Source organism: Paenibacillus sp. P5_B5 (assembly GCF_056400365.1).
This window is the reverse complement of record NZ_JBFULK010000006.1, coordinates 1-18,161: the sequence shown is the minus strand read 5'-3', so window position 1 is coordinate 18,161 and position 18,161 is coordinate 1. Positions and strand designations below refer to the sequence as shown.

Sequence of the window (18,161 nt, the reverse complement as noted above, 5' to 3'; positions counted from 1 at the left end):
TCCTATGTCACAACCCAAATTCACCTTGTATTTAATCCATCACAGCCACACAGATATTGGCTATACCGATTATCAAGAGAAAATAGAACTGCATCATATTTATTATATTAAAGAAGTCATTGATTTTCTAAATGCCATTCATGCGGGAGAAACCAAGTGGGAAGGCTTCAAATGGAATTGTGAAAGCTTCTGGTGCGTAGAGAAATTCCTCGAAACCGCTGATCAATCCTATATCGATGATTTTATTAAATATGTCAAATCAGGCGAAATTGGGCTTTCTGGCAACTATCTCAACATGACAGAATTAGTTGATTATACCGTTCTAAACCATACAATTGCTCGCAGTGTGAAAAGTATGGAGCGTTACTCGATTCAAATGACTTCTGCCATGACCGCTGATATTAACGGCTATGGCTGGGGATACGCTGATGCGCTATATGAGAATGGGATCCGAAACTTGATGTCCTGCATTCATACTCATCATGGCTACCACCCTTTATTCAAGAAGCAAATGCCTTTCTACTGGCAGTCGCCAAAGGGGAATAAGTTGCTTGTATGGAATGGAGAGCATTATCTGATCGGCAATGAGCTGATTTGTCACGATAATGATTACGAGTATACGATTCGTGATGGTCTGAATCTTGAACACTTGAGTAGTTTCGATAAGGCCGAGAAAAGAATCGATGCCTATGTAAGAGGACTAAGAGAGCAGCAGCATCCTTATGATTTTGTACCGGTCAGTCTCTCCGGAAGGATGACAGATAACGCTCCTGCAAGTACCAAAATCGTCGAATTCATTCATGAATACAATGCGGTGCACGGCCAGGAAATTGAGCTTCAGATGGTAACACTGGATGAATTCTTTGATATTCTAAACCAAGCTGAAGTTGAAATCCCAACCTATTCTGGCGATTGGACCGATTGGTGGGCTGATGGCGTAGGCTCTACACCAAATATCGTCCAGCATTATCGCGAAGCAAGCAGAAAGCTGTACGCTGCACGCCAGCTCGATCCAGATGGTGAAATTATAGGCAAAGATGTATTCGACAGTATCGAATACAATTTAATGTTCTATGCTGAGCACACTTGGGGTTACGCATCATCCATCGATGAGCCATGGCATCCGAATGTCAATAAACTCGATTTAAGGAAAAGCTTATTTGCGCTCAAAGCCAACGAATCTGCTTCAAGAGCTATCGACCAGATAACTTATTTCCATGGGGAAACCCCTATCTCAGTTCATAAAGAACTGACTTTTGGAGCTATCAATCCACATGACTTCGCTGTAATAGATGTCCTAAATGTTAGTTTAGAAACTTTAGTTGGACACAAGCATTTTGAAATATTGGAGAAGGATACTGGAAAAGTTGTACCTCATCAAATTGGACATTATTCGCGTGGATACGAAATCAATATCCTAGTGAAGCTGGATGCTAAGCAGAAGAAAAGCTACGTGATCAGGGACATTGCCGCACCTCCTTTAATTTCAGCCGGTAATCGTGCCAAGGTAGCAATCGAGCGTGTAAACGATTTGGCAGCAACATATGCCGAAACACTTCAGACGGGCTCTGTTGTAACTCCTTATAAACTGGAAAACAAGTTCTTCCGTATTCAATATGAAGAAGAACAAGGCATCACTTCGATCTATGACAAGATCAACGATAAGGAGCTAATCAAACCAACCAGCAAATTTAACGCCTTTACTCCAATTTATGAAGTAACGCCTGTCAAAACAACCCAGTTTGAGGAAAGGCACCTGATGGGACGTAACCGCAAGGCATTGCATACGCAAAGGGATATCGGAAAACTCCTATCTGCCACTGTGCTGGAAGACGGGCCGCTTTATTCTCGTGTTGAGCTAGGCTACCAGGTGAAAGGTACCAATGCCAGCTCCCTGATCCTAACTGCATACAAGGAGATTCCTCGAATTGATGTCGATTTCCGCTTCCATAAAACAAGTGTTTGGGAACCAGAAAACTTGTATTTGGCATTACCATTCACAACAGGCTATGACAATGAAGAATTTTGGGTTGAAAAAACGGGTGCGATCTTCCGTCCAAGAATCGATCAACTGCCGGGAACCTGCACCGATTTCTATGCCTTACAGAATGGCATGTGCTACCAGTCATCGAACAACTCTCTAATCATCGCGACACCTGATACGCCTCTTATTGCAATGGGAGATATCAAATCGCATGAGATCAAATTATGCGGCGAAAAGGATGTCAACAATATTGATGATGTGTATGCCTGGGTCATGAATAATTTCTGGGAAACCAATTTTAAAGTAGATTTGGGCGGCTTCCATCAATATCGTTATTTTCTCTTGTTAAATAATTCGTTAAATGAGCACGAAGCCTTCCAAGCAGCAAAGGCTGCTAACTGTCCTGTCCTAGGCTACTATTCTTTCGTTTAATAGGCAATTTGCCTGAAGGTATATCGTGTAATCCTGTAGAGACGTTTTGTTATCACTAATAAGTTCATAAAGGCAGATAAAGGAGGTTCCTTTGTCTGCCTTTTACATTGTAAAGTGTACTCAGAGCTACACTCCACTTCAAATGTGGTAAGATACACTTCTCGTCCCTTAGACCGACCTCCTCCTAGGCCTAGGTTCAGTCGCAAAACCCATCACAGGTCCATTTTGTCAATCTCGGAATCGCCTACAATAAAAACATGAAGGCAAGACAAACAACAGAGATGCAGTGTAACAATTTCGGACTTGATTGTACTCCTTTAAAAAAGTCAGAATTTTCTTTTATTTAGTGCGTAGATGAGCGTTATCTAACGTCAATCCCAACCAGCAATAAGAAGAAGCTTGTTAATTTGAAATTGCGTATAGGTAGAATAACGTAAAACAGGGCTATCCTAGAGCAGACTATACATCCGCTCTAGGATAACCCTTATTTCTACACGTATGAGGATTAAATCAAATCAGACTTCTGCAGCAATCTATGAACAATAACAGCTACCTCTGCTCTTGTAATGTGAGCTGTCGGGGCAAGCTGAGAGTTGCTTCTTCCCGACACGATTGCTGCCTGTAGGCTGTCAGCAATATAAGTCTTCGTCCATTCGGACACTTGATTCGCATCGGCGAATGGGTTTAGTAGGTTCTCTTCAACGGTTGGAAGCTTTGCTTTTAGTCCGGTAATCTTCATCGCTTTCGCAATGATAGTCATCGCCTGCTCGCGCGTTATCTTATCCATAGGACGGAAGGTGCCGTCGCTATATCCGCTGATTAGATTGTAGGAGTAAGCTGTCTGAATGGCGCTGTTATACCAATCCGAAGTATTTACATCCGAGAATGGCGCTGCACCGCTCTCCAGCTTCAATCCCAATCCACGAACTATAATAGCTGCGAACTCAGCACGGGTAATATCTTGATCAGGATCAAAGAAATCATTACCGACGCCACTTATGATCATCCGCGAGCCCATGTCGTTGACGGCATCCTTCGACCAGTGCTGTGTGACATCCTTAAACGTAATAGGATGCCAGACGATGGAGTATGTACTATTGGTCAGGCTACTCACCTTCGCATAATACTTACCATCGATAACAATGATTTTCGTAGGAACATGACGAACGGTACCATCCGGATCTACAACAATTCCTGTCGTAATTTGACTAGGATCTATGCCGTCAGGAATGGCGATAATTCGTTCTACATAAGCATTGAACTTAGACACTTCAATCGTAGTATTTCCTGAAGTCGCTCTTACGGTGAAGTTAAGTGGTGGGACAACTATCGTAAATCCGCCTTTAACTGCTGAATTCTCTACGATTTTCACTGTGTCTGCCTGTGGTATGGCGATTTCGATCTGAATCTGAATGTCCTTAAGTTCCACAGATTTATCGAACCGTTCCGAAATCGCATTCATGTTGATTTGTTGTGCTGGAATGGTATAAGACGAGCTCCCGGTTTTGATTTCGATGGTCGCCTGCTTCTGCTCCAAGCTCTTGATCATTTCACCATTCAATTGCCCGATCACAACATCGGAATTCGTATTAACCGGAATCGTGATGACCACATTCTGTTCTACTGTTGCAAGCTTGTCTTCGAGCTTCTTCGGATCAATTGTAATTGTAGTAACCGTCTGATCATCCATCTTGGTTTCCGTTGCCGTTCCGACATTCTCACCCTTGCCATTAACTATCACATCTACGCTTGTTTTTGGGGGCCCTGGTGTAGTTGGAGTATTTGGTGTACTTGGTGGTGTAGGAGCAGTTGTACTGTTCCCACCTTCGCTGGAATGTGACCTCGGCATGACCGCATTAGTATTGTTAGAAGGGACACTGCTACCCACACTATTGATTGCCTTCACAGTAAATGTATAACTCTCTCCATTAGTCAATCCTATCATCGTAATTGAACTTGATGTTCCAGTCACTATGATATTGCTTGGTGAAGCTGTTACCTCATATCCCGTAATGGCACTACCACCATTATCTGTCGGAGCAGTGAAGGTAATTGTTGCTTGTTCGCTACCAGCGACTGCTATCACATTCATTGGAGCTGCTGGAACAGTTGCCGGCGTTGCGCTCACTTGATTCGATTCTGCGCTCAAGCCTCCTAGATTGCCAGCTTTCACTACAAAGTAATAGCTTGTCCCGTTTAACAGGTTCTGTACGTTGTAATTAGCATCCGTCACCGTTGCAATAGGTGTACTGCCAAATTGATCGGTTACGGTTGCCATATAAACGTTATAGTAAGTTGCTTCCGTGACCGTATTCCAGTTCAAACTAACTTGACGATCTCCTCTAACCGCACTAAGATTCTGCGGATTGGCAGGAGCATTCGGCATATTAACAACTTGCGTAACCGTGAATGTCATGTCCGTCATGTTGGTTGCGGATACCGTCACGGTTGTTGTATACGTCCCAGCCACCAATCCGTCCTTCGCTTTGACTGTAAATGACGCAGCTGGCGCACCACTGTTTAATGAAGGAGCTAGCTGTGAGATTACAAAATCACTTGCATTTATTCCACTGAGTGTTGCAGACAGGTTCAACAAGTTACCAGTCCCGACATTCGTTACATCAATGGTTTTGGTTTCTTGTGTACCTGATGCGTAGCCTTGATTCAGTGCTGTCGCTATTTGATCAAGAATCAGTTTAATTAAATAGGTTGGTGTAGCATCTGTCGTAACATTTGCCGTATTCGAAAGACCCGCATTCGCTCCTCCTGTAACTACAAGTCGGAATTTATAGTCCGTTAGTGCGCTAAGTCCCGTCACTGTAGCTGAGATTGCATTCGTATCGATTGCTCCTGTGCTCGCGGTTGTCCAGCTGTTCTGTCCTGCTGGCGACTGCTGGATGATAACCCCTGTCGCTCCAATTGCAGCTGTCCAGCTGAATGCTGCTGTTGTACTCGTGTTCGCCGTGGTTGCAAAATCGATGATTGGCACTATTGCGCTATCAATTTCTATATTGTTAATCCCATGCCAGCTTGGTTCGCTTGAATGAAGAAGCACAGTATCAACATTATCAAAATCGTCATTTAGCGTTACATATTTAGACATGTAAAAATCCATTTCTTTATCTGCTTGAAATAAAGTCGTTGCAACTTTAGTACCGTCTCGATAGCCATCTACTGTAATCTGAATGGGTGAAATTTCACCATAGTTTGAATAAAAGAAGCCATTGAGCTGAAACTCCTCACCAATCGCTGATTTTATCCCCATACCTGTCCAACCGTTATTACTCATATCTATTTCGTAACTTGTTAATGCATTGAAGCCATCGTTACTATTAGAATCTCCATGAACTAAAGGCTTGTTAATTAAGGTACCACTCGAGTTGCTAATATTATAGAATTGCATAGTGATACCGGGAACATCATCCGAATCGCCTTCGTTATCCTCAGCAATCCCATCATCCCATGAACTGTCTTCGGTCGAGCTAAATGTCACGGTCGTCGGAGCAGATGCGGATGCAGCCCCTATTAATCGAAGCTGAGTGAATCCGTTAGATAGAATAAGCATACAAAGCAGTACCAACATAATCTTCTTGGTCAATCTTATCAAACTAATAATAAAAATCAGTCCTTTCATAAGTTATGAAACTAGTTAACAACAACAAAGTCAGCAATATATTTATGGAGACTCGTGTGGATACAATGCTTATATCGCTTTGGCAATAACATATTCATTATTGGAAAATATAACCTAAGAATATTATACCAAATATAGTCTATTTTTGTAACATTTTATCTATTAAAATCGATTCGTTGCGCTAAAAAAGACTTCTCCGAGCCAACACCATCATCATCACAATGGCAAGCCTCCGAAAAGCCTGAAAATAATACTCATTTCATATACGATTAAATTGTTGCAGTCCGCCGACAATTATTATACCTACTCCATTCTGTTGATACAGTGGATAATCTACTGGACAAGTGAGCACGAATTCATTATGTTATCAACAAAATCACAATATTCAACATTATAGTTCCAATCTATCCACAAGCCCATGTTCTACTAAGGACAACTTAGTGTGGACAGTTCGTTCTATAGCGCAATTCACGATCTCGATATCTATTTTAAGAAAAAAGCTCCTTTAATAAACGCTATAAGCTGGTCTGCCACTAGCTCATCTTGCTCAAAAACATCCTCTCCAACGAACATTTTCAGCCGCTCCTTATAATACTCACAGGAATAGGAGAACTGTAAGAGCATGAATAGATTATCCAGGAAAAAGGCAAACAGCTTGGCATTCACCTCTGGCCTAACCGTACCCTCCTTCTGCGCTTCCTCTATAAATGAGGCATACAATCCAGCAGTTACGCCCTCCATATCCGAAACGATTCGCCACACAAGGTCTGAATGATGCTCCGTCGTCATCTGATTGTATAGCTTCGTCAAATAAATATGTTCTCTTGTATAGGATTGTATGGCATGAATAATACGCTCGATTCTTTCTAGTAGATCTCCTTTACTGCTCATGATCTCTTCCAGAACGGCATTGAGATTCTGAACACCATACTGCACAACCGCTAGGTAGAGCTTCTCTTTACTCAAAAAATATTTATACATCGCCCCCACACTGACTCCAGCGTTGTCCGCGATCAGATTAATATTGGCACTACCATAGCCATGCTCTGCAAATTCAGTAATGGCTGCATCTAAGATTTTCTTTTGCTTTTCTTCGGCAATTTTCGTGAATGCTTCTTGATAATATTCGGATTGCATCGCTTTAGATCCCTCATTCTTGTGGTTTAATGGGTCATATATATAATAACTCAATATTCAATTAACTTATTTACTTTTGAGGTAAAAATGGTATTGTAATAATGAGTGAATATTCACTCACTTTATTATTATAACAATGGAGGTACCTATGGAGCAACCATTTGCCATTACCCATTATCCAGATGTTAAGCAAGTGACACTTAAACTTGATCAATTAATTCAAATGCCGATTTATACGATCAAACCTGATATTCTGAAGCGTTATGAAGAGGATTTTTTCGAGCACAAGTGTGCCAAATCCAAAGAAATGATCGAAGAAGCGCAAGGAATTATTCCTGGTGGTGTACAGCATAACCTCGCATTCAACCATCCGTTCCCTCTCGTGTTCACCAAAGCCGAAGGCGCTTACCTGTATGATATCGACGGGAATCGTTATTATGATTTTCTGCAAGCTGGCGGCCCGACGGTACTCGGTAGCAATCCGATTGAAGTGCGTGAGAAGGTCATCGCATTATTGAACGACTGTGGGCCATCTACGGGACTGTTTCATGAATACGAGTATAAGTTAGGTAAGAAAATTGCTGACAGCATCGAGTCTGTCGACATGTTCAGAATGTTAGGTTCAGGAACAGAAGCCTGCATGGCTGCGATAAGGGTAGCAAGGTTAGTGACCAAGAAGAAGAACATCATCAAAATGGGCGGAGCCTACCATGGTTGGAGCGATCAGCTCGCATACGGGATACGTATTCCTGGTTCCAAATGGACACAAGCGCATGGCGTTCCACGTTACATTTTTAAGCATACGCAGGAATTTTTCCCGAATGATCTTCATGATTTGGAGAGAAAGCTCCGGTTAAACCGATTCCGTGGCGGTACAGCAGCTGTCTTAATTGAACCTCTAGGTCCAGAAAGTGGCACAAGGCCAGTTGATCGTGATTTTAATAAAGGTGTGGAGCAGTTATGTAGAAAGTACGGGGCATTGCTGATTTTTGATGAGGTAGTTACGGCATTTCGGATTGGGATGTCTGGTGCGCAGGGGTATTATGGTGTTTCCCCAGATTTAACTGTGTTCGGGAAGGTTGTTGCAGGCGGATATCCGGGTGCAGGTGGACTTGGTGGCAAGAAGGAATATATGAAATATTTATCAGCAGGAATAGGGTCTGGAGAGAAGCATAAGAAGGCACTTGTTGGGGGAACGATGGCGGCTAATCCACTCAGCTGTGTGGCTGGTTATTATACCTTGTGTGAAATTGAAAGAACAGGTGCAGTCCAGAAGGCCGGGCAAATGGCGGATCTATTAACGGAGGGCTTGCAAGCTCTGATTGAGAAATACAAGCTGCCGTTCGTTGCTTTCAACCAAGGATCGATCTGTCATCTGGAGACGGTTGGCACGATGCATTTTGCAATCAATTGGTCCAAACCATGGCAAATCCCTTCAATTCTATCTGAAACCTCCAAACGCAAGAAAGAAATGGAGCACATGGGTGCAGCTTACATGGCAGAAGGAATTGTTACATTAGCAGGAAGCAGACTTTACACTAGCGCTGCCTATACGTCTGAGATGATTGAAGATGTGCTTAGACGATTCGAGACGATTTTTAAGAATGTTGCCATTAAGCAGGAATGAGGTGACGAGCATGGTTACTATTGATGAGGCCAAAAAAAAAGTCATTCAAGCTGGAATAAGGCTTGTCGAGTCTGGATTAATTGCCCGCACATGGGGGAATGTGAGCCACCGGATTAATGAAGAACAGTTCGTCATCACACCGAGTGGCAGGAACTATCAAACACTTACTCCTGAGGATATCGTTACCGTTCAAATCGCAGATTGTAACTACAGCGGAACTATTAAGCCTTCCTCTGAAAAAGGTGTTCATGCAGAGGTGTATAAGCTCTTCCCTGATATGCAGTTTGTTATCCATACCCATCAAGAATATGCTTCTGTTATAAGCGCTTGTGGACTCCATGCGATTGAGTTGGAGAATGCTGATCCTTGTCTGGCTGATAAGGTGATTTGCGCAGACTACGCGCTACCTAGTACGAAGAAGCTTCGTGAGCATGTAGCCGTAGCACTTACTCATTCCACAGGGAAAGCCGTGATTATGAAGCATCATGGCGCGCTCTGCTTTGGGAGTGATGATGAGGAAGCTTTTCATGTGGCGCTAGAACTAGAGAAGGCTTGTAAGAACTATATAACTGCCGAGTATATCAAGCTTAGTGGATCCAAGGATGCTGATCTCTATAGGATGAGCCAGTTTGCACTAGCATTAAGTGGAGCTAATATCAAAAAGACAACGGGATTCAGTGATAGAACCTTTTATCATAGCAGGCGGACGGAGAATGGCTTCGTACTATATAACACTAGCACCGAAATCGAGATACGTAACAATGAGCTTCATGCCTCCTTGCCAGAGGAAGCCCAGATTTATCAGACGATTTATAATCAATATCGCAAGATCAACCACATCATATGGAACGTCACCCCAGAAATTCAAGCCATTTCCCACACGAATCTCCCACTCAAGCCACTACTAGATGATTTTGCCCAAATTGTAGGAACCTCTGCTAAGAATGTAGAGAATACGCCTCGTGCCATAACGCATGGCTTAAAACGAGCTTCGGTTGTTTTTATCCATAATAAAGGTGCCTTGTGCTGCGGTAGTACGGAGGAAGATGCCATTGCCGTCGGTATGGTCCTAGAGAAGAATAGCAAAGCACATATTGGAGCCTCTCTATTTGGTCAAGTAAAGACGATCCATCCTATAGAAAGCCTGCTCATGCGATTCGTTTATTTGAAGAAATATTCGAAGCAAGTAAGGAAGCAGGTGTAATCTGTGGGTGTACATGTCATCACTTATGATATAGGAACTTCGGGGGTCAAAACCTGTGTCTATGAAATCGGCGAAACGATAACACTCATTGCTAGTGCAATTGAAGGATATGAACTAACTATTCTCGATAATGGAGGCGCTGAGCAGGATCCCCACGATTGGTGGAACGCGATGTGTAAGACTACACAGAAGGTGCTTAGCGAACATCAGATTTCAGCTGACATGATAGGAGGGATTTCCTTTTGTGCACAAATGCAGGGACTGATACTCGTCGATGAGCATGGTGAACCTCTGCGTAAAGCCATGAGCTTCATGGATAATCGGGCTAAGAAAGAACACCGAGAAGGCTTGATGCATGGGCTGCAAATTGCGGGAGTTAACGTCTTTAAGCTATTGAAATCGCTACGTATTACGAAGGCAGTTCCAGCAAGCGTCAAGGACCCTGTATGGAAATATAAGTGGGTCGAGAGGAATGAACCGGGCATTTTCAAGAAAATTCATAAATGGCTGGATGTGAAAGAATTCCTGCTTCATAAGTGTACAGGTGAATTCGTCATGACCGAAGATAGTGCCTATGCGACACTCCTCTATGATACTAGGCAAGGCCGCAAGTCCTTCAGCAAGCAAATGTGCCGAATGTTTGGGGTGAATATGGAGCATTTGCCAAGAGTGATCGCTTCTACTGAACAGGTTGGTGGATTAACAAGTAAAGCAGCTGCTGAACTCTCACTTCAAGAAGGAACACCTGTATTTGGTGGCGGTGGCGACGCCTCTCTGATTGGGGTAGGCGCAGGTGCAGTAGGCGAAGGGGATACGCACATTTATTTGGGTACATCTGGCTGGGTATCAACCGTGGTCAAGAAACAGCAGCTCGATACGAAGAATATGATAGCATCGATTGTAGGCGCTAACCCCAGTTACTTTAACTATTTTAGTGAACTGGAGACAGCAGGTAAATGCCTGGAATGGGTGAAGAATCATCTGGCACTCGATGAAATCGGTATCTACTTAGATCAGAAACAGATCTCGGATTCACAAGAAACAATCTATCTCAGTCTCTACGATTACATGATGCATGCGATCAAGGATGTACCAGCTGGCAGTAATGGCGTGATCTTCACACCATGGCTCCATGGGAATCGAAGTCCGTTTGAAGATGCGAATGCACGAGGCATGTTTTTTAACATCAGTCTCGATACTGGCAAAACAGAGCTCATCCATGCCGTTCTTGAAGGGGTTTGCTATCATCTGCGGTGGCAGCTCGAAGCACAGGAGTCCAGAACAAAGACTTCACAAACCATTCGTCTAGTTGGTGGCGGAGCCTTAGCTCCTCTAACCTGCCAGATCCTTGCGGATGTACTTGGACGGGAAATCGAAACGGTTGATAATCCGCAAAATGTCGGAGCCATTGGTGCAGCCGTAATTACGGCTATAGGGCTAGGCATTATTAAGCAGGTGGATGACGCCAAAGCTTTGATTAATGTCAGCGCAAGGTATACGCCTAATCTAGATAATAAAGCGACCTATGATACCTATTTTGAAGTGTTTAAATCGTTGTATAAGAATAATAAGAAGGCATTTGGAATTTTGAATGATGGGAACAGATAATATAAGCGAAATATGAATGAGAAAAGACAGCATCCACATGGGATACTGTCTTTTTAGGATAAGAAATTAGATTAAGCTCTCCAGTAGCTTCTTCACTTCAGGCTGAAGCTTCAATACATTAAGTAAGATCGTCAGGGTCTCAGCACGAGTTGCTTTCCCTTGTGGATCAAAGTTGCCGTCACTCTTACCGTTAATGATTCCAGCCTGTGCTGCATTCTGAATCGCATTCACTGCATAAGAACTTGCACTGGATAGATCTGTGAAATTACCTTTGGAAACATCTTTATTCAGTTGGGAAAATGAGAATAGTCGTTCAGCTAAAAAACTCAATTTAATAAGTGAAAAAGCCTTCCAAAGCCACCACCATCAATCACTATGGCAAGCCTCGAAAAGCTTGCTTTGATACTACGGCGAGGATACACTTCTCATCCCTCAGATCGACCTCCTCCTCGACCTAGGTCCAGTCGCAAAACCCATCACAGGTCCATTTTGTCAATATCTGAATCGCCTACAATAAAAACATGAGGATAAAACAAACAACAGAGATGCAGTGTAACAAATTCGGACATGATTGTACTCCTATTAAATAAGTCAGAATTTTTCAAAAATACGATACGAGGAGATGTAAGAAGTGAAACAGTTAATCGAATTCAAAAAAGTAACGAAAGAATACAAAATAGGAGATGTGCCAATCAAAGCCCTGGGTGGTGTTAACTTTTCCATATCAGAAGGAGAATTCGTCGTTATATTGGGTGCAAGTGGTGCTGGTAAAAGTACGATCTTGAATATACTTGGCGGTATGGATACGGCTACCTCAGGTCAAGTGTTTGTTGGTGATCAAGAGATAACAAGCCTCACCGAAAAGAAATTAACAGAATATCGCGGTGAGAAGGTTGGCTTTGTATTTCAATTCTATAACTTAATTCCGAATTTAAACGCTCTAGAAAATGTTGAATTTGCGACTGAAGTATGTAAGAACCATCTGGATGCGAAAGATATTTTACATAAAGTTGGGTTAACGAATCGTATCAAAAACTTCCCTTCCCAGCTCTCTGGAGGCGAACAACAAAGAGTTGCTATCGCTAGAGCTGTTGCCAAAAACCCTTTGCTTTTACTCTGTGATGAACCAACCGGAGCTTTGGATTATGTTACAGGTAAGTCCGTTTTAAAGCTTCTTCAGGATTTGAACAGAGACACGAAGAAATGCGTCGTTCTAGTCACGCATAACTCCGCTATTGCTCCTATGGCAGATAAAGTTATCAAGGTGAAAAGCGGAATGATCGAAAGCGTTACAATTAATGATGAAAAACAAAGTGTTGAAGGGATTGAGTGGTGATAATGAAGTTATTTTCGAAATTGCTGAGGGACATTAAAAAATCGATCGGGCAATTTATAGCCTTAGTTTTGGTTGTTGCAGTAGGAGCATTTTTCTATGCGGGGCTTGTAACTTATAGTGAGAAGCTTAGTTCTTTTACGAAGGATTACTTTCATGAATATAATTTAAGCGACTTGAATGTATATTACAGTCAAATTTCCAAAGATGACGTGGCTGGCTTCAGCAAAATTGAAGGTATCTCTAAAATAGAAGGACGTTATACCTTTGATGCTATCCAGCTCTTTAAGGACTATAAAGCTTCGTTAAAAATTCATTCCATCCCTGTCAAAAATGAGATTAATACGCTTACTATGATTGAGGGTAATATCCCGTCACAAAAGAATGAGATCTTATTAGATTCCCATTATGCAAAAGAACATGATTATCATGTCGCTGATCAAATAAGTATAAATACGAATGGAAGAGATTTCGAGTTTACAATTATCGGCTTGGGTGAAAATGTTGAACATGTCAAAAAGAACGAAACACAAGATCATAAAACCTACGGGGTAGCTTATATTGCCGAAGAGGCAATACCCCTGATCGCAGACGGATTTTCCTATAATGAAATCATCATTGATGCCATAGAAGGTTACGATATTGACCAACTTGGTAAATCCATTGAAGCCGGGTCCAAGCACCTTACATATTTGGATCAAGTAAGTAAAGAACGGAGTTTCGGTTACTCCAAAATCAATCAAACGATCCATAATAATGGCATGATGAGTAAGGTTATACCTTTCGTTCTCTTTTTGATTTCAGCTGTCATCCTGTTTCTTACCATGTCGATGATTATAGATTCGCAAAGAAATCAAGTAGGGATTATGAAGGCTTTGGGTGTAAAGAACAGAAGCATCATGCTTCATTACATGGGATTCCCTGTGCTGGTAGGGATCATAGGCTCAATCCTAGGTTCTGTCATTGCTGCTTTCGTATTTATTCCATTAGTAACAGTGTCGAGTGCAAGATCCTTCTCTCTGCCAGATGTTACATACTCACTGTCTTTATTGTCGATCATTCCTCCCATCATTATCTCAAGCGCTTTTGGAGTCCTGTCATGTTACTTAAGCGGCAGAAACATATTAAAAGAACGTGCAGCTCAGGCTATGCGTCCTAAACCGCCAAAGACGATGAAAAAGTTATTTATCGAAAAAATTCCGGGTTTATGGAGTCATATTTCCTATAGTTACAAACTCATTTTGAGAAATATATTTTTAAATAAATTAAAAGCTTTAGCGAGTTCAGTTGGTGTTGTTGTAAGCGCGAGTTTATTGATAACCGCTTTGGGTACTCAATCATCCTTGCTAAAAGTAGCTAGCCAAGTTGAAGATGTTTTTACTTATGATTTACGAGTGGATTATACGATGGGAACGCCTTCTGCTTCGATAAAATTACCCACCGGTATAAAAAATAGTTATGACTTATCCACCTTGCCTGTTGAATTCATAAAAGAAGATGACAAAGAAAATGCAACCTTAGTTGTTACTGAACAAGAAAACAATCTTATTCATTTCTTTGACGAAAATGAAAATAGGATAGAATTGGATAATGGTGGGGTGCTGGTTCCCAAATCTTACGCCGACGTTTATCAGATTTCAGAAGGGGATATCATCCAATTAAAGCTCACGGCACCTGAGTTTAACAATAAAGCTGTACACATGAAGGTTTCAAAAATATCTACCCAGTATTCGAATCCGTCGTTTTATATCACGCCAGCGTATTTAAAGAGTTTTGACATCGACTACAGTCCAACCTCGCTGTTAGTTGAAGCAGGCAGCTCAGCAGATCTGGTAAGCATTCGCAGCTTCTTTGAACAAGATCAGCATGTGGAGGCAATTACAGATAAGACTGATCTAAGGAAAGAAGCTCAATATATCGTGAAACAAAATAGTTTTGTATTTATCATGTTTATCGTTTGTGCCGTCATACTCTCCTTCGGCGCCATATATACGATATCTTCCATAAACATTTATGAAAGGAATCGCGAGCTGGCAACACTGAAGGTACTAGGATATCAAAAAAATAAAATAAACAGACTTATCTTTTTTGAAAACATCATCCTAACCACATTTGCGGTACTTGTAGCCTTACCGTTAAGCGGATATATGTTTTCGATGATTGTAAAGGTATTGTCCAGCTCACATCAACAAATCCCCAATAAATTAAATATTGTGATCATGTTGGTTTCAATTATTCTTTCATACTTGCTTACCGTTGTATCTAACTTACTGCTTAGGAGAAAAGTAAACAAAATAAATATGATTGAATCGTTGAAAAGTATAGAGTAAAACTTTTTTCAGTTACAACAGTTGCGAGTAAATTTGAAAGAACCGCAAGAAAACTGTTAAAAGTGTGCTTTCATTCTGTAACTCCAATTACATTTTCACAACTATTGGACATAATAAAAAACTAAATTTTTAAAATTATCAATAATTTGTTCATATTGCGTTCATATTCCTTCGTTACAATATGGATTATTTATAAATGAAGGAGAGATGATGATGAACAACTACAGTAAGTGGCTTTTTCGGATTGCAGCTATCTATTCGCTAATTGGCGCGCTTCTAGGGGCAGATTTGGCCGGCAGACAGGACTATACGCTCGTACCTGGCCATGGTCATATTCTTGTCGTCGGTTGGCTTACGCTATTTGCATACGGCATATTCTATAAAGTACATAAGCAAGTCAGCTTAATCCGAGTTGCCAAATGGCATGCTACCTTGAGCATGATCGGTGGAGGACTTATGCCTTTGGGCATGCTTCTATACAATAAGATGGAAAGTACCGCAACCTTGCTCGCTTTCATCATTCCAGCAACCATCCTGCTGATTGCGATTGGATTATTCTTACTTCTCTTGTTTTTTGATAAGAAGTTATTTGCTAGTGATTAAGAAGGAATCCTTCCTTATCTCACCAAAATAATAAAGCCTGTAAAACGTTTTATTAAAAGTTATAGGAAGTCCACTATAGTCAATAATGATAAGCAATTGAATGTGATGTTAGACATTTTATTGGTGAAATAAAAATGGATAGAGTTTTCAGAATACATCTGAATCTCTATCCATTTTTTTGTTCATTTACAATACATTATGACTTGGTAAAAAAGTATTACTGAATTGTACTATCGTCTCCCGTTAGTTCAATGACAAATGAGACCTAATTCCATACTTGAAAAACATCACCACATAGAAATACCGCATATTCAACAAGTATTTCTCGTTCTTTATCATTAGGTCTAATAAATAGCTCATCATTTCCTTCAAACATTATTTTTATTGAATCATCATTCCCCGTGTGAACCTCTTGAACGTTTTGGTCGATTAAGCCGCACAGGGCATCTCGGTAACCTATAGCTTCATAACTATACTCCACACCGTTCAACGTTACCGATGGTAAAGCATAAGCAGTTAGACATGCATCAACGGTTTCGCAATGAAAACCAAACTGAATATAATCACGAACAAATGTCACAGAATACAGCACGGCTCCGATAACTTTGTCTAATGCCACCCGCCACTACCCCTTAAATCCGTTTATACAGCTTTATTCGTGAACCAGTTATCAAATCCTTTCAACTAACCTGCCCGTTAGCCATACATGCAGCGCAAGCGCCACAGATTATGGAAGAAATTACGTTCTTCCATAGTGTAATGAATATTTAACAAAAAATGTTATTTATTCTGTGCCTAATTGCTCTCTAAAATGTAAAGTAAGCCCCCCAAAGTTCTTCTAATGGTACTGCTTTTTTTGAACATTTTTCAATTCCACTTTCCTTTGCTTCATTAGACCAAAGATAGGGGTAAATAGAAATGCCCTGATTCCCATCCAGCGTAGGAACAATGGTTTCCCATCTATTCCATCTAAATGGTTCGTAGAATCCCGACAAATCCCCCGTACAGGACCAATTCAGAAAATCAGTATACCCCATCTCTAAACATTCCCACGCTAACGTATCAGGAGCAAGATAAAAAATTTCTCCTTTACCTTCATCAAAGAACCCGCCATTTAAAGCAAAAAAACCGCCAACTACATCATCAGCAACCAATAAGGCATTGTCCAACTTGCATTTTTCAGTCCATGATGTAATTGTTCTTGGTAAATTATCATGACCTGAACCTAAAACACGAAGCCATCCATTTTGAAGTAAAATACCACCTGTTGAATATGCGACAGCGCCAAGCGTTGATTTTGTTGTTACTTGAAGGCGAAACAATTCTTTTTCGCCATGTTCTTTGAAAGAGGGGAGGATAATTGCTCCATTACAATTGTTAGATTCAACAATCCATTGTTTTATCATGAAAAGTGCTGATTCATCCTCAAATACAAGCTCATTTAACGGCTTCATGCGGTAACTCCTCTAAAATAAATTCAACAACTTATTTAATAATAACTTTAATTACCTCTTACTGCACTAGTCTACCCGTTACTTCAATGAAAAAAGCAGACTGCCGCTGCAATCTGCTTCATTCAATTATCGTTTACCGTTAGCGTAGTAATTTAACGGTCCTCAGCATCAAGCAAATATCCCGTAAACTCTTCATGTAAAGCAATCCCTTCCTTTAGGGATTCCCTAGTATCTTCAACAACAAGGTCAATAGTGAATTTCTCGGCTAGTTCTGTACCACCGTCTATCATAACTAAAACCGAATGTAAGACTCCATCAATTCTATCTTGTAAAACTTTTTTAAATGCTTCAATTCCTTCTTCTGTACCAAGTAGGTTATTTAATATCTGATATTCTCCTTTTAAATCAGACCAGTCAGGAATAACCGCATTTGGACCGAGGTAATCCACTTCTGCCCAACTATCCCTTATTTGTTTTAGATCTTGAAATAATTCATTATGCTTTCCCAATTTTATTGCCTCCCGATGTTCTTCTTTTTCATAAAATTAATCATCGATTGTATTTGCATAATCTTCTACATTGGCACCGCGTTAACCTGCCCGTTAGTTGAGAAAAGGCAGCCGATAGTCTGGCTGCCTTTTCCTGTTGTTTATTTAGCTATCGTTTCCCGTTAGTTCAATTGATTTTTATCTTCAACAATCTTTGATAACCAATCTGTGAACCAATTTTCGGGTAAATTAATCTTTGCTTTATCAAGTACCTGAAGTTGCTCCAAAGTGAATGAATTAACTAAATACAATTCCCATTGGCAGTCA

The 18,161-nt window shown here is 41.0% G+C and carries 13 protein-coding genes; 7 read left to right on the top strand and 6 right to left on the bottom strand.

Annotated elements, in window-relative coordinates; all coding sequences use genetic code 11:
• Positions 1 to 4 precede the first annotated feature (4 nt).
• The gene (locus AC1DOK_RS10060; protein WP_477554141.1) at positions 5 to 2,416 is read left to right on the top strand and encodes a glycoside hydrolase family 38 N-terminal domain-containing protein; all 2,412 of its coding nucleotides are present in this window, start codon (positions 5 to 7) and stop codon (positions 2,414 to 2,416) included.
• A 505-nt stretch (positions 2,417 to 2,921) separates the two neighbouring features.
• On the opposite strand, the gene AC1DOK_RS10055 is transcribed toward AC1DOK_RS10060, so the two are convergent.
• Positions 2,922 to 6,014 (bottom strand): S-layer homology domain-containing protein, encoded by a 3,093-nt coding sequence (locus tag AC1DOK_RS10055; protein ID WP_477554140.1) that lies wholly within the window; start codon positions 6,012 to 6,014, stop codon positions 2,922 to 2,924.
• A gap of 519 nt (positions 6,015 to 6,533) precedes the next feature.
• Entirely contained in the window at positions 6,534 to 7,187 is a 654-nt protein-coding gene (locus AC1DOK_RS10050; protein WP_477554139.1) for a TetR/AcrR family transcriptional regulator, read from the bottom strand.
• A gap of 148 nt (positions 7,188 to 7,335) precedes the next feature.
• On the opposite strand from AC1DOK_RS10050, the gene AC1DOK_RS10045 reads away from it, so the two are divergent.
• The 3 genes from AC1DOK_RS10045 to AC1DOK_RS10035 are packed head-to-tail and all read left to right on the top strand — an operon-like array spanning position 7,336 to position 11,626.
• Positions 7,336 to 8,814 carry an aspartate aminotransferase family protein gene (locus AC1DOK_RS10045; RefSeq protein WP_477554138.1) on the top strand — a complete coding sequence of 493 codons (1,479 nt, stop codon included), beginning with the start codon at positions 7,336 to 7,338 and terminating at the stop codon, positions 8,812 to 8,814.
• A 10-nt stretch (positions 8,815 to 8,824) separates the two neighbouring features.
• The gene (locus tag AC1DOK_RS10040; RefSeq protein ID WP_477554137.1) at positions 8,825 to 10,018 is read left to right on the top strand and encodes a class II aldolase/adducin family protein; all 1,194 of its coding nucleotides are present in this window, start codon (positions 8,825 to 8,827) and stop codon (positions 10,016 to 10,018) included.
• A 3-nt stretch (positions 10,019 to 10,021) separates the two neighbouring features.
• Positions 10,022 to 11,626 carry a xylulokinase gene (locus AC1DOK_RS10035; RefSeq protein ID WP_477554136.1) on the top strand — a complete coding sequence of 535 codons (1,605 nt, stop codon included), beginning with the start codon at positions 10,022 to 10,024 and terminating at the stop codon, positions 11,624 to 11,626.
• A 66-nt stretch (positions 11,627 to 11,692) separates the two neighbouring features.
• On the opposite strand, the gene AC1DOK_RS10030 is transcribed toward AC1DOK_RS10035, so the two are convergent.
• Entirely contained in the window at positions 11,693 to 11,956 is a 264-nt protein-coding gene (locus AC1DOK_RS10030) for an S-layer homology domain-containing protein (protein WP_477554135.1), read from the bottom strand.
• 301 nt (positions 11,957 to 12,257) lie between these two features.
• Here AC1DOK_RS10030 and AC1DOK_RS10025 point away from each other — a divergent pair, with 301 nt between their 5' ends.
• The 3 genes from AC1DOK_RS10025 (at position 12,258) to AC1DOK_RS10015 (ending at position 15,892) form a co-directional block, all read left to right on the top strand.
• Complete coding sequence (locus tag AC1DOK_RS10025) at positions 12,258 to 12,962, top strand: ABC transporter ATP-binding protein (RefSeq protein WP_477554134.1); 705 nt, start codon at positions 12,258 to 12,260, stop codon at positions 12,960 to 12,962.
• A 2-nt stretch (positions 12,963 to 12,964) separates the two neighbouring features.
• Positions 12,965 to 15,289 carry an ABC transporter permease gene (locus AC1DOK_RS10020; protein WP_477554133.1) on the top strand — a complete coding sequence of 775 codons (2,325 nt, stop codon included), beginning with the start codon at positions 12,965 to 12,967 and terminating at the stop codon, positions 15,287 to 15,289.
• A 213-nt stretch (positions 15,290 to 15,502) separates the two neighbouring features.
• Positions 15,503 to 15,892 (top strand): hypothetical protein, encoded by a 390-nt coding sequence (locus AC1DOK_RS10015; RefSeq protein WP_477554132.1) that lies wholly within the window; start codon positions 15,503 to 15,505, stop codon positions 15,890 to 15,892.
• Positions 15,893 to 16,157: 265 nt separating this feature from the next.
• Here the strand turns inward: AC1DOK_RS10015 and AC1DOK_RS10010 are convergent, their stop codons facing one another.
• From AC1DOK_RS10010 to AC1DOK_RS10000, 3 genes are all read right to left on the bottom strand, one after another.
• Positions 16,158 to 16,511, bottom strand: a complete 354-nt coding sequence (locus tag AC1DOK_RS10010; protein WP_477554131.1) for a hypothetical protein — start codon at positions 16,509 to 16,511, stop codon at positions 16,158 to 16,160.
• Between the two features lie 187 nt (positions 16,512 to 16,698).
• Positions 16,699 to 17,346, bottom strand: a complete 648-nt coding sequence (locus AC1DOK_RS10005; protein ID WP_477554130.1) for a DUF2625 family protein — start codon at positions 17,344 to 17,346, stop codon at positions 16,699 to 16,701.
• A gap of 152 nt (positions 17,347 to 17,498) precedes the next feature.
• Positions 17,499 to 17,855, bottom strand: coding sequence for a histidine kinase (locus AC1DOK_RS10000; RefSeq protein WP_477554129.1), 357 nt, complete (start codon positions 17,853 to 17,855; stop codon positions 17,499 to 17,501).
• Positions 17,856 to 18,161 lie beyond the last annotated feature (306 nt).